The sequence below is a fragment of the Brevibacterium ammoniilyticum genome (assembly GCF_038429965.1).
GTDB classification, from domain to species: domain Bacteria; phylum Actinomycetota; class Actinomycetes; order Actinomycetales; family Brevibacteriaceae; genus Brevibacterium; species Brevibacterium ammoniilyticum.
The window spans coordinates 139150-152412 of the sequence record NZ_BAABNP010000001.1; the positions used below are offsets into that span (position 1 = coordinate 139150).

9 protein-coding genes are annotated in these 13263 nt (G+C 66.8%); 6 read left to right on the forward strand and 3 right to left on the reverse strand.

The genetic code is table 11. From position 1 onward, the window contains the following. Positions 1-107: 107 nt before the first annotated feature. Positions 108-1967, reverse strand: a complete 1860-nt coding sequence (locus AAHA49_RS00665) for an FAD-dependent oxidoreductase (protein WP_342036854.1) — start codon at positions 1965-1967, stop codon at positions 108-110. Between the two features lie 202 nt (positions 1968-2169). Here AAHA49_RS00665 and AAHA49_RS00670 point away from each other — a divergent pair, with 202 nt between their 5' ends. From AAHA49_RS00670 to AAHA49_RS00690, 5 genes are all read left to right on the forward strand, one after another. After that, positions 2170-2859, forward strand: coding sequence for a FadR/GntR family transcriptional regulator (locus AAHA49_RS00670; protein ID WP_342036855.1), 690 nt, complete (start codon positions 2170-2172; stop codon positions 2857-2859). A 114-nt stretch (positions 2860-2973) separates the two neighbouring features. Beyond that, positions 2974-4479, forward strand: a complete 1506-nt coding sequence (locus AAHA49_RS00675; protein WP_342036856.1) for a succinyl-CoA:acetate CoA-transferase ScpC — start codon at positions 2974-2976, stop codon at positions 4477-4479. Between the two features lie 166 nt (positions 4480-4645). Next, positions 4646-5620 carry an alpha/beta hydrolase gene (locus AAHA49_RS00680; protein ID WP_342036857.1) on the forward strand — a complete coding sequence of 325 codons (975 nt, stop codon included), beginning with the start codon at positions 4646-4648 and terminating at the stop codon, positions 5618-5620. A 67-nt stretch (positions 5621-5687) separates the two neighbouring features. Further along, positions 5688-6725, forward strand: coding sequence for a CdaR family protein (locus AAHA49_RS00685; RefSeq protein WP_342036858.1), 1038 nt, complete (start codon positions 5688-5690; stop codon positions 6723-6725). A 112-nt stretch (positions 6726-6837) separates the two neighbouring features. Beyond that, positions 6838-7773: an SDR family NAD(P)-dependent oxidoreductase gene (locus tag AAHA49_RS00690; protein WP_342036859.1), complete on the forward strand. Its 936-nt coding sequence runs from the start codon at positions 6838-6840 to the stop codon at positions 7771-7773. 32 nt (positions 7774-7805) lie between these two features. On the opposite strand, the gene AAHA49_RS00695 is transcribed toward AAHA49_RS00690, so the two are convergent. Next, on the reverse strand, positions 7806-9185 hold the full coding sequence (locus tag AAHA49_RS00695) for an SLC13 family permease (protein WP_342036860.1): 1380 nt from the start codon (positions 9183-9185) through the stop codon (positions 7806-7808). Positions 9186-9860: 675 nt separating this feature from the next. Here AAHA49_RS00695 and AAHA49_RS00700 point away from each other — a divergent pair. Next, positions 9861-12224: an HNH endonuclease signature motif containing protein gene (locus tag AAHA49_RS00700; protein ID WP_342036861.1), complete on the forward strand. Its 2364-nt coding sequence runs from the start codon at positions 9861-9863 to the stop codon at positions 12222-12224. A gap of 120 nt (positions 12225-12344) precedes the next feature. Here the strand turns inward: AAHA49_RS00700 and AAHA49_RS00705 are convergent, their stop codons facing one another. Continuing rightward, the gene (locus tag AAHA49_RS00705; protein ID WP_342036862.1) at positions 12345-13211 is read right to left on the reverse strand and encodes a hydrolase; all 867 of its coding nucleotides are present in this window, start codon (positions 13209-13211) and stop codon (positions 12345-12347) included. Positions 13212-13263: the final 52 nt, after the last annotated feature.

Sequence of the window (13263 nt, forward strand, 5' to 3'; positions counted from 1 at the left end):
AGGCCCGCACCGAGGCCGCCGACGCTGCCCGCACCGAAGCTCGCGCCGATGGATCCGGCCCTACGGTCGGCACAAGGAACCTTCCCTCATGCCGACCATGGTAGTCCTCAGGCTTCGGCTGCTGCGACCGGTTCGCCGCGCATCGCTGACTCGCTGCCGCGCCCGGTCGCCGTCGCCACCGCATTCCGCAGGGCTGCGGTCGGGTCGGCGGGGCGCGCTGGGCAGTTCCACGCGATGATCCGGTCGGGCCGGACGAGGAGGGCACCGGAGCCCGTGACGTCGCTGATCTCCGCCCACCGGTGGAGGACGTCGTTGTAGTCCCCGCCCATGCTCACCTGCGCCGTGCGCACGGGCAGTCCCAGTTCGCCCGAGACCGCCTTGGCGGCTTCGACCCAACCGGCGTCGTCATGGCCGGTGATGAGCGTCCATCCGCCCGTGCCGACGAGGTCGAGCGTCGACAGGCGCCGCCGATCGTGATCGACCCATGCATGGGGGAGTGGGGCACCCGGCCGGGTCGAGGGCACGAAGTCGAGGTCGACGTCGATGGTCCCCGCCGAGGCGGCCGTCGGGTCTGCGTGCTCCGCGGAGTCTGCGTCGTCTGCCGCAGTGTCCGCCGACCCCGCGGCGTCGGCGGGCTCGCCGTCGGCGGGGACGATGCCGTCGGAGGCGTACTGCTGGCCGAGCTCCATGCCGTGGGCGTTGAACTGGTAGTTCTGCAGCTCGACCGCGGCGATGAGCTCACGGCGCCTGGCCGGATCGTCGAAGAGTCCGTTGAGGCTCGCCCACCCCTCCTCGGCGCTCTGCCCGGGAGCGAAACCGAGCGCCTGGGAGATCGGGCCCATGTCGACCACGCTCTTCATCGCCCGATCGACGACCCGCTTGCCGACGGGCTGACGCTCCTGACTGTAGGTCTCGAGGAGAGCCTCGTCCGCATCTCCCCGGAGTACCGCCGAGAGCTTCCACCCGAGGTTGTAGGCATCCTGGATCGAGGTGTTCGTCCCCAGCCCGTTGGCCGGCGGATGCCGGTGGGCGGCGTCGCCGGCGAGGAACGCCCGGCCCTTGCGGTATTCGTCGGCGATGACGTGGTTGATCTGCCACTTCGAGACCTGTTTGATGGTCACCTCGACCGAGGGATCGCCGATCGTCGACTGCGCGAGCGCGATGAGCGCCTCCTCGCTCGTGTCGGGCTCGCCGTCGGCCGGGTCGTACATGCACAGCAGCACCCAGTCCGTGAACGGCTTGACGCTGATCCACGTGCCCGAGCCCACCCAGTAGTCGTTGCCCGGCTGCGCCATCCAGTAGAGCGTGCCCGGCCGATAGTCGCAGTACTTCGTGAGATCGGCGTCGAGCCAGATGTTCAGCGCCGCCCCGAGTCCGGACTCCCCGGTGAAGGTGAAGCCGAACTCCTCGGCGACCGTCGACCTACCGCCGTCGGCGCCGACGATGTAGCGGGCGAGAATGATCGACTCCTCACCGGTCTCCCGGTTGCGGACGGTCGCCTCGACCCCGTCAGGGGTCTCGCGAGCGGAGACGAGCTCCGTCGAGAAGCGCAGGTCGGCACCGAAGCCGCGGGCCGCCTCGGCGATGACGGGTTCGAGGATGTGCTGCGAGATGTTGCACATCGCACTCGGGCTGGCGACCTCGTAGTCACCGGACCGGGCGGTGCCGGTGCCCCAGGTCTCGAGCCGAGCGATCTCCTGACCGGCGAAGCTCGTCGCCCACACGTTGTTGCGCATGTACTCGTTCGGTGTGGCCGCGGCGATGACAGCGTCCTCGCAGCCGAGGTCGCGGAAGACCTCCATCGTACGCTGATTGGTGATGTGGGCCCGCGGCGAATGCGCGGTCGTGGGGTAGCGGGTGATGGTGATCGCGTCGATGCCGTCGCGGGCGAGGATCGCTGAGAGCGTCAGCCCTGTCGGACCGGCACCGACGATGAGGACATCGGTGCGGATGGGGGCGGGAGTCATTGCTCGTTCTCCTTCGGACGAGAATGCGGATGAGGCGACCGCCTCGGCGGGGGAAGAGTCGTGATGCGGGACACCCGACCGCCGATTCGGTATGATTGATCATGTTCAATTATCGGCTTCAAGAGTGCATGGTGGACCGATGTGATGTCAAGCACGTCCGGTAGCCTCGTTGCAGGCGCCGAAGCAGGGAGGGAGCGAGGACATGACCAGTGACACCCGAATGCTGGCGATCTCACCGGTGGACAGGGCCGTCGCGCTGGTGTCCGAACGCGCGAGCAGTCTCGAACCGGGACAGCGGCTGGGTACGAAAGGGGCGCTGCAGGTCGAATGCGGCGTCTCGAAGGGCACCTTCAACGAGGCGCTCCGGCTGCTCCAGCACCGCGGGATCATCACGCTGCGACCGGGCCCAGGAGGGGGACTCTTCGCCGCCGAACCGACGCCCATGGCCAGGCTCGGCAACTCCCTGCTCGCCCTGGACGCGGACTCGACGACGGTCGAGGACGCGATGCGGGTGCGCGACTCGCTCGAACCGCTGCTCGCCTCCGACGCCGTCGACCACGGTTCGCTCAACGACGTCCGCGACATGTGGGCGTGCGTCGACGAGATGCGCACCGCCGTCGAGGTCGACGATGCCAAGCGGTTCCTCGAGGCGAACTGGGCGCTGCACCGCCGCATCGCCGAGATCACCCCGAACCAGCTGTTGCGCTCGATCTACCTCAATCTCATGGCGATCATCGACGACCACACCCTCAACGTCCTGCCCGTCGAGGAGACGCCGCTCGACGAGTTCATCGCCGAACGCCTGCAGCTGCACGTCGACATCGTCGAGGCCATCGAATCCCACGACCACGAGCGCACCGACGCCCTCATGCGCGCACACGCCGGGAACTGAGACCACCGAGAATCGACCGCAGGGGACCGGCCGCGTACGTCCGGATCGGCACGGACACCTCGTGAAGTGGCCCTGAGCGGGAGCGGGGGCCTGTCCGGTCGATAGACTCGGGGCATGTCGAGGATCTCCTGCCCCACCCTCATCCCCAGGGTCACCACCGCCGCCGAGGCGGCCGCCCACATCTCCGCCGGCGACCGGGTCGCCATGAGCGGGTTCACCGGCTCCGGCTACCCCAAGGCCGTGCCCGGTGCGCTCGCCGCCCACGCCGAGGCCGAGCACGCGGCCGGACGCGACTTCGCGATCGAGCTGTGGACGGGGGCCTCGACGGCGCCCGAGCTCGACGGCATCCTCGCCGAGGCGGGAGCGGTGAGCAAGCGACTGCCGTTCCAGTCCGATCCGCGGATGCGCAGGTCGATCAACGACGGATCGACGGAGTACATCGACACCCACCTCAGCCATTCGGCCCAGCAGGCGTGGTTCGGCTTCTACGGTAGCCTCGACGTCGCCGTCGTCGAGGTCGCGGCGATCCTGCCCAACGGCCTCCTCGTACCCGGCAGCTCGGTCGGGAACTCGAAGACGTGGCTCGATCTCGCCGACAAGGTCATCCTCGAGGTCAACGCGTGGCATCCGCGTGCCTACGAAGGCTTCCACGACGTCTACTACGGCACCCGGCGCCCGCCCGAGCGGCTGCCGATCCAGCTGCTCGAGCCAATGCAACGCATCGGCGACCCGTACCTGCGCGTCGACCCGGAGAAGGTCGTCGCCGTCGTCGAGACCGATCAGCCCGATCGGAACCTGCCGTTCAAACCCGTCGATGAGGACTCGCAGGCGATCGCCGCGCACCTCGTCGACTTCCTCCGCCACGAGATCCGCGCCGACCGGCTGCCGGCGAACCTCCTGCCGCTGCAGTCGGGGGTCGGCAATGTCGCCAACGCCGTCATGGCCGACCTCGCGGGCAGTGAGTTCGAGGGCATGCGCGCCTACACCGAGGTGATCCAGGACGGCATGCTCGACCTCATCGACTCGGGCAAGCTCGCCTCCGTCTCGGCGACGGCGTTCTCGCTCTCGGCGGAGAGGGCAGCGGACTTCAACGCGAACATCGAGTCGTACAAGGGCCGGATCCTGCTGCGCACGCAGGAGATGTCGAACCATCCCGAGGCGGTGCGCCGCCTCGGCGTCGTCGCGATCAACGGGATGGTCGAGGCCGACATCTACGGCAACGTCAATTCCACCCATGTCATGGGGTCGTCGATCATCAACGGCATCGGCGGGTCGGGGGACTTCGCCCGCAACGCCTATCTCAACTTCTTCGTCTCGAACTCCCTGGCCAAGGGCGGGGCGATCTCCTCGATCGTGCCCTTCGCCAGCCACATCGACCACACCGAGCACGACACGCAGGTCATCGTCACCGAACAGGGTCTCGCGGATCTGCGCGGACTCTCCCCGGTCGCGAGGGCGCGGGCGATCATCGACAACTGCGCCCACCCCGACTACCGGGAGCGGCTGACCGACTACCTCGAGCGGGCGATCGCTGCGAACCCGCATGGACGGCACACTCCGCACCTGCTCAGCGAAGCGCTGTCGTGGCACGAGAGGTTCCAGGCGACCGGGCACATGTGAGGTCCGCTCGCGCGGTCTGTTCGCACGGATCCTGCCGTCGTCGGAGGCAGATCGTCCGCGCGAACGGCGGACCCGGCTGCGGGAATCCGCCGCATTCGGCGGTTCCGGGGGCCGCCTCGGCGAGGAGACGATGGAGACGTCACCACGAACTCCCCGAGGAGGAGATATGACTCTCACCCGACCACCCCATGATCCTGAGCTCGGCGCCGCACTCGACGTGCTGCTCGAAAGCCTGCCGCCCGGCGACATGACGATGGAGACCGTCATCGCGATGCGCGACGAATCCGGCAGTCCGCTGCCGGGGATCGAGCCCGAGATGCTCGAGTCGATGGGCATCGTCCGGACCGACATCGTCATCCCCGTCTCCGACGGTGCCGAGGCGAAGGCGACGATCTTCAAGCGCGCCGACCACACCGACACCGGCACCGGCATCTACTACGTCCACGGTGGTGGGATGGTATCGGGCCATCGTCTGCTCGGCGTCGACGTCTGCCTACCGTGGATCGTCGAGTACGATGCCGTCGTCCTCACCATCGACTACCGTCTCGCCCCCGAGTTCCCCGATCCCTATCCCGTCGAGGACTCCTATGCGGGGCTTGCGTGGATGGCCGAGCATGCCGAGGAGCTCGGCGTCGATCCCGAGTCGATCCTCATCGCCGGAGCGAGCGCAGGCGGCGGAGTCTCAGCCGGCACCGCGCTGCTGGCCCGGGACCGGAAGGGGCCGAACCTCATCGGTCAGCTCCTTGTGTGCCCGATGATCGACGACCGTGATTCGACGGTGTCCTCGACCCAGTTCACGGACAACACGACGTGGTCGCGGGACAGCAACCGCTTCGGCTGGTCGAGCCTGCTCGGTGATCGGGTGGGCACCGAGGACGTCTCGATCTATGCGGCGCCCGCCCGGGCCACGGAGCTGTCGGGACTGCCGCCGACCTACATCGACTGCGGCAACGCCGAGGTCTTCCGCGACGAGGACGTCGCGTATGCGACGAAGCTGTGGGAGGCCGGCGTCGACGCGGAGCTGCATGTGTGGGCGGGCGGCTTCCACGGCTTCGACATGATGGCCCCGCACGCCGCCGTGAGCCGAGCCTCGATCGCCGCCCGCAATTCGTGGGTCGCCAGGATCATCGGGGACCGCTGAGGTCGCTGGGCCGTTGAGTTCACCGCACCCGCGCCCTAACATGGGGTAACCGACAAGGGAAGCGACCATGCGAGATCTCCTCGGAAAGCTCACCGCCCTCGACCCGGAAGCGCGGGAATCGCTCAAGGTCGTCGGATACTTCGATGCCCTGACCGCCCGCGGCGTGGGGCTCGGCGGGTTGCTGCGGGCGGCGGCCGCCCTCTCCGGCACGGTGGCGGCGGCGACGATCCGGGGGACGACGACGGCCTACGATCCCGATGGTCGTCGTCTCGCCGAGGTGGACGATGCGTCCCGGGGATCCGTCGTCGAGTTCCGGCTCGGCGAGGTCTGGCTCGACCGTGCGGGTGCGCCGCATTCGAGCGACGCGATGATCACCGAGAGACTGGCGCTGGCCATCGAAGCGCTCGAATCCCGGCAGGGTTCGACCCGTGAGGTCGAGGTGATCGTCGACGCGCAGCGCACCGTTCCCGAACGGATGACTGCGCTCGTGCGCATCGGCATCGATCCCACCGACTCCGTCCGGGTCATCGTCAGCGACGACGACCTCGGACCCGGTTGGACGTGGACGGCGCCGACGCCGACACCGTCGGGGATCCTCCACACGAGCCTTGAGGTTCGGCGGAAGGGTGCCGGCGGCGGTGGTGCGGGCACCGGCGGTGCGCTCACCGGGGAGTTGTTGACCTCAGGAGAGCACTCGACTTCGGGCGCACGGACCGGGCTCGGCACGTGGGTGCGGGCGGACTGCGCCCCGGAATCGTGGGAGGCGGCACTCGTCGCCCACCGCCTCCTCGGCGACGGTCCCGAGACGATCCTCGATGCCACGGACCTCGGCGGGATGCTCATACTCGCCCGCGCCTATGACCCGGCGGTGCCCCATCCCGACGTCGTGGCGCTGAGCGACCTCGACGACCTGTCCGCGGAGATCCTGCGGACGCTCGTCGACTCGGAGAGCATCCGCTCGGCGGCCGCGAAGCTCGCGATGCACCATTCGACGCTGCAGTCACGGCACGAGACCCTGACGGCGCGGCTCGGCTACGATCCGCGCACGACGATCGGGCGGATGCGGTACACGGCCGCGGAGTTCCTCCGCCGCCTCGGCGACTGAGCGCCGGTCCACCACAGTACCACCGCCTCAAGAACCAACGCCTTAGGAACCACCGCCTCGGCGGCAATCGCCGCATGGGGGCACCACCGATGTAGAGAGAACGGAGTCAGTCATGCCCGAAATCCAAGCACAGTCCGAATCAGCTGCACACACCGGTCAGGGAGCGAATGCACCCGAATGGCCGCGCGGGGAGGTCGCCTTCGTCACGGGAGCCGCCTCGGGGATCGGCCTGGGGATCTCCCGAGCGCTGGTCAGGGCGGGTGCGCGCGTCGCCCTCGCCGATATCGATCAGTCGCGTTTGGACGCTGCCGCCGAAGCCCTGCGTGACGAGGGAGGGGTCGTCGCGACGGTCCGGTTGGACGTCAGCGACCCCGGGGCGTGGGAGGGGGCCGCTGATGCGGCCGAGGCCGAGCTCGGGCCGGTGACGATCCTGTGCAGCAACGCCGGGGTCAACGGCGGCAGCTCTGCGGAGAAGACGACATACGAAGTGTGGAAGTGGGTGCATGCCATCAACATCGATGCGCAGTTCCTCGGCGCCGCCACGTTCCTTCCCCGGTTTCGGGAGCACGGTGGACGAGCGCACATCCTCAATACTGCGTCGATGGCCGGCATCATTCCCATTCCCGACGTCGCCGCCTATGCTTCGTCCAAGTTCGCGAGCGTCGGATTCTCCCGTGCTCTGCGTGCTGATCTGGAGGGCAGTGCCATCGGTGTCTCGGTGCTGTGTCCGGGGACCGTGGCAACGCGGATCGTCGAGTCCGCTGCTGTGGTGCAGGAGGAGATGCTCGGCATCGAAGCCGACCGCGGCGCCGTCGAGGGAAACTTGCGGATGCTGTCCCAGGGAGCCGATCCGGACGCTGTGGGTCAGCAGGTCGTCGAGGCGATGGCCGCGGGTCAGTTCCTCATCGTCACGCACAAGGACTTTCTGCCGATCGTGCGCGCCGTGAACGAAGAGATGGAATCGGCATTCGTGGACTTCGACGGTCGTCACGGGTCCGATCCGGCCGCCGCGATGCTGGTCCAGGGACAGAAGCCGGTGTCGACCTGAAGGCGCAGGGCCGTGCGCGGCTCATCCGATGCTCATCCGCCCATCCAGGTGGGTACGGCGGCGATGAGCCACGCAAGTCCTGGGCCGATGAGGCACATGAGGCCCGCGTACGCGATCATCTGCCGGTAGTAGCCGTCGCGGATCGAAGGGTCGACGTTGGCGAGCAGCATCGCCCCGTTCGTTGAGAACGGGCTGATGTCGACGATCGTCGAGGCGATCGCCAAGGCTGCGACGAATCCGCCGACGGCGATGTCGCCGGATTCGAGCAGCGGCACCGCGAGCGCGATGACGACGCCGATGATCGCCAGCGAGGACGCGAGTGCGGAGACGAGCCCGGCGAGGTAGAAGAGCAGGAGGGCCGCCAGCAGAGGGATCCCGATCGCGGAGATGCCGGCTGAGACCCACTCGACCGTGCCCGCGGACTGGAGCACTCCGATGTAAGTGAGCACGCCGCAGATGAGGATGACGACCGGCCACGCCACCTTCGTCATCGCCGCCTTGCCGGCGGTGGGATTGATCGCGGTGAGCACGATGGAGATCGTGATCGTCACGAGCCCGACGTCCCACCCGAAGATGAGGACCGAGAGCGCCATCGCGATGAGTCCGAGGAGCGTGGGCACCTGACGTGGGGCAAGGCGCACGGGCGGATGCTTCGCCGTGTGCTCTGTGCTCGCCGAGGCGGTCGCCGGGCCGACGTGTACGGCTGCCTCGGGATCAGCTCCTGTCTCGCCCGACGCGAACCCCGACCCAGCCTCGGGGGAGGCATCCGGGGAATCCGGGCGAGGGGCGACGAGGTGGTCGTCCGCCTCGGCGCGCAGACCCGGTCGCTTGTGGAGGACGGCGTAGACGACGAGGGCGAAGACGAAGTTGAAGACGAAGGGGGCGACGAAGAGCGTGAGCGGGGCAGGAGTGAGACCGTTCTTCGTCAGGTAGTCGTTGATGAAGATGCCGTAGACACTGATCGGGGAGAACGCACCGGCGAGTGCGCCGTGGACGACGAGGAGGCCGACCATGAACTGGTTGATCCGCTCGCGCCGGGCGAAACTCAGCGCCAGGGGAGCGACGATCGCTACGGCGAAGAGCGCCCCGAGGGCGATGAGGATCGCGGTGAGGAGGAAGAAGATCCACGGCATGAGCGCCGTCCGGCCGCCCACGAGGCGCACGCACCAGTGGACGATGACTTCGATGACGCCGTTGTTCTGTGCGAAGCCGAACAGGTAGGTGAGGCCGACGAGAGTGAGGAAGAGGTCGACGGGGAAGCCGGCGAGGAACTCCTCGGGCGCCTGGCCGAGGACGAGCCCGCCGACGCCGGCTGCGGCGACGAAGCCGAGCAGGCCCATGTTGATGTCGCGCCACGTGCCGATGACGAACATCAGTCCGAGGACGATCACGCAGATGAGTTCGATACTCATTGTCACTCCTCCATCACTCCCAGTGCCGGGGTCGTTTCGTACGCCCGGGTCGCCCGGCGGGCCGGGGTCGCGCGGCATTCAGCATGCCGGGGCCGCGCTCAGTGGGCCAGGCTGCGTGCAGCGGGCCAGGCGGCGCTCAGCGGGCCGGGGCCGCGCGACATGCAGGGGCGCAGACGGTCCCGCCGATCTCGGTCGGCACTCTTCGCACGTTAGCCGACCATCTCACGCCTCGAAGTCGGAATCTTGCATTGTGGCCGGCCGGGAAGTTGTTGAGCACCCGCAAGCTGGTCTTGAGCCTTGTCCGGACCCCTGTGGAAGCTGACATCTGCGAGGCACGCAATGTGCGAGCACCGGAGTCTAAATGTGTTCGGGACAATCTCGTGTCAGTGCCGACTGCAACAATGGGAAGCACATAGCAGAAGAAGAGATCAGCGAAGTCGAAAATTTATAGAAGAATTTTTCAAATAGGTATTCACATATCAAGTTCGAATACATTACCATTGATGTACTAGGAAATCAGATTCTCTGATTCGCTTCCACGACACTGACGTCGAAGGCAGGTGAGGCACCGTGAAGGACGCACCGAACGTGAACGAGCAGCGCACCGCTCGTCCCGGTCCGGACGCTGCTCACCGGAGTGCCGTACCGACTGCTGTCGGCAGCTCTCGACACACTGTGCGCATCGGATCGAGCGTCGCCGGACTCTCCGAGATCGCCGCGGAATCCGACCAGGTGCAGCTCAGAGTCCTCGAAGCGACGGCCGGAATCGTCCTCGAACGGGCCGTTCGCTTCTTCGGTGCGCCGTTGCCTGCCGGGGACGCTCCTTATCGAGTGGAATCCATCTCCGCCGCCGTCAAGAGGTGCACTGCCGGTGACGAGGCCGATTCCTCCTCAACCGGCACCGAGGCCCCTCATGAGACCGGCGGCACTGAGACGGCTAAAGCGTCGAGCACGACCACGACCTGCCCTCATTCCTCTGCTGCACAGCTCGGACCACGCGCGGGAGCGTCGACGGATCTCGTCCACGTGCCGCGAACCTCGACCGTGCTCGCCGTCTACGACTCAGACTTCTCTGCGCGAGTGACACACTGTCTGTGTCCTTCGGTCGCCGCTGACGAAACGGTGCCGGACGCGGAGAAGCAACCGGACGAGACGCAGGAACCCCTGGTCGAATTTCCCGAGTTCCGGCTGGGCACCGACATGTCGGCCTGGATCAGCGACAACGTCCCCGCCGAGGACATTGCGGAGACGGCGACGATCCTCGGGATGTCGATCGCCAAGGCCTACCGCCACCTCGGCGTTGCCCTGACGATCATTCATGGGCTTCCTCGCTTTGCCGATCGGGTCCGAGCAGGCGATTTCACCATAGCCCACGTCACCGTCGTCGCCGATCTCTGCCGCTCGGTCGCCTTCCGATACCTCCCGGAGATCGACGAGCACCTCGCCGCACGACGTGCCGATGTCACCAGCGACAAGCTGCGCATCTCACTGCGGAAGCGCATCAACGTTCTCGAGCCGCCCGAGGACCGATCGAAGACTGCTGCCGAACGGCGCCGTGTCGATCTCCACACGTTCAAGAACGGCGGCGCGGTAATGACGCTGACCGGTCCAGCAGACGAACTCCATGCATGCTTCCGTCGCGTCGAGGCGATGGCTCGCGCTGTTCGATCGCGCCGCGGCGCCGGATTCGACCTGCCTCCCGGTGTCGAGATCGTCGACGATCGTGCGATGGACAACCTCATGTACGACATCATCACGCGGCCGCAGCCCAAACTGGCTCTCAAAGTCCGAACGATCAACCCGGTGACCGGTCTCCAGACTGTTCGCGAAGAACCGCTCCTCGACGCCGACGGCAATCTGCTCTTCGACATCGACGCCGAAGGCTCGATTGTGATGGACTCCGGTGAGGTCATCAAACCCACAGCAGGCGACGGCAGGGCCGGAGTCTCAGGTGCGGCCGCAGGTGCCGGCGTGAACGCGCAGCGTCCGCCGGCCTCGGGGAGTGCATTCTCCGCCTTCGGTCTCAACGAACCGGTGATCATCGACAGCATGGTCGTCATCGCGATGCCCGCCCACCAATGGTGGCTGGCGATGCAGGCAGGCGTCGTCGTCACCGTACCGTTCCTCTCGCTCTTCGGAGACTCGAAGCTTCCGGGAATCCTCCCCGACGGATCCCCGATTCCGGCAGAGACTGCCCGACGAATCGCCGGCCGATGCTCGACGGTGACGAGGATCCTCACCGAACCGGCCACCGGCACACCGATCGACGCCAAAGCGACCACCTATCGGATACCGAACAATGTGCGCAAGACCCTCATCGCACAATGGGCGATGTGCACGGTCCCTGGGTGTCCACGCAAGGCTGTGACCTCGGAGATCGATCACGTCGATCCGTTCTTCCACCTCAAACCGCTCGCAGGCGGACTCACCAGATTCGGCAACCTCCACCCGCTGTGCAAACGGCATCATGCGCTCAAAACCGCGGGGCGCCTCCGCGCTCGAATGCGCGAATCAGGCGTCGTCGAGTACGAGTTCAAACATGGGGTGACCACCAAGTCCCGTGCTCCCGATCAGCCGATCGATGTTGCCCACGCGTTCGAGTTCGCAGAACTGTGCGGTCTCAGTCCGGGCGAGGTGCCGATACCCGATCACCTCATCCCGCCACCGAAAGACGATGTCGAATTCCCTCCCGATGAAGAGGAGATCCGGCGTCGGGAGGAAGAGGAGACGCGCGCCGCCGCCGAGGCGGAACGCATCCGACGCATCGAGGTGAAATACCAGCGCAGTCAGGAAGCTCGACGCCGAAAGCGGCTTGCCGATCTTCTCGACTGGAAGAACGTCGCCCAGCAGCCATGCCTGCCCGTCGGCTCCGACCCTGTGACCATGAAACGGCTGATGCCGGCGAGGCAGGCGGATCCATGGGAGTCGGCGCGACGACGTGAGGAAGCCGGCGACACCTGGACCGAGCCGCTCGATGCCTTCTGGAGCAAACCGGTCCAGTGGTACCACGACTACACCGACGATCCTCCGCCGTTCTGAGCAGTAGGCATTCCCGATCGCTGTTCTCCGCCCGAAGTTGAGTTGGGCACGGACCGGGGTTCCCGCATTGACCACCGGTCCCAGTGCCGAGCGATGGTCAGGCACTCATTCCTCAGTCGATCAGGTGAGGTCGTCGAATTCTCCCGAGACCCAGCGGGCGTAACGGTCAGCAGAGCTCTGCACCGCCTCGGCGGCTCCCGAATCGATCATCCTCCCGAAGTTGCCGTACATCCGATCGAAGTCGAGGTCGGCCACCGAGGCGGCGATCCGCCTGACGACGGGACCGGACAACGGCAGATAGTTGGGGAAGCTGCGCATGAATGTCACCCATCCCGAACGTGCGACCGGACCGATCGAATCGCCGCTGAACATGACCCCGCGTTCGTCCCGGCCCGGCCACGTCGCGACCGCGCTGCCGCGGAAGTGACCGCCGACGCGGCGCAGGACGGTGCTCGGCAGAGGGGCGACCTCATCGTCGTAGAACTTGATGGCCGGTCCAGCTCTCTGCACCCAGTCGGCGTCTGCCGCGCAGACGAAGACCGGAGCATCGTCGAACGCAGCACTCCACTCCAATTGCATGCCGAACATGTGCGGATGGCTCGGAGCGATCGCGGCGATCCCGCCGAGAGCCCGAATCGCCGCAACGACTTCGGTATCGATGTACTGCGGAACGTCGAAGAGCAGATTGCCGACCTCCGTCTGCGCGAGATAACACGTCTGTCCGATGCCCACGTGCGGTTCGACGTGCAGACCGAAGAGACCCGGTTCGCGTTCGTCGACGACGATCCGATGACCTTCGTTCTCGAGCTCGGAGCGCCTCACCCATTCCTGCCCGGTCTTCGGCATCCACTGCCGCTCGTCCGCGCAGATCGGGCAGACCGGCGGGGGAGAATCGACCGTCTCCACACCGCAGTTGCGGCAGATCGTGACATCGCCGAGGCGGTCCGGGGTGTCGGTCGATACTCGTTCGTCGGGTGATTGCGTCATCGTTGAGCCTCCTCGTCCGAGCCTATGGCCTCTGCGTGCGATGACGATGTTT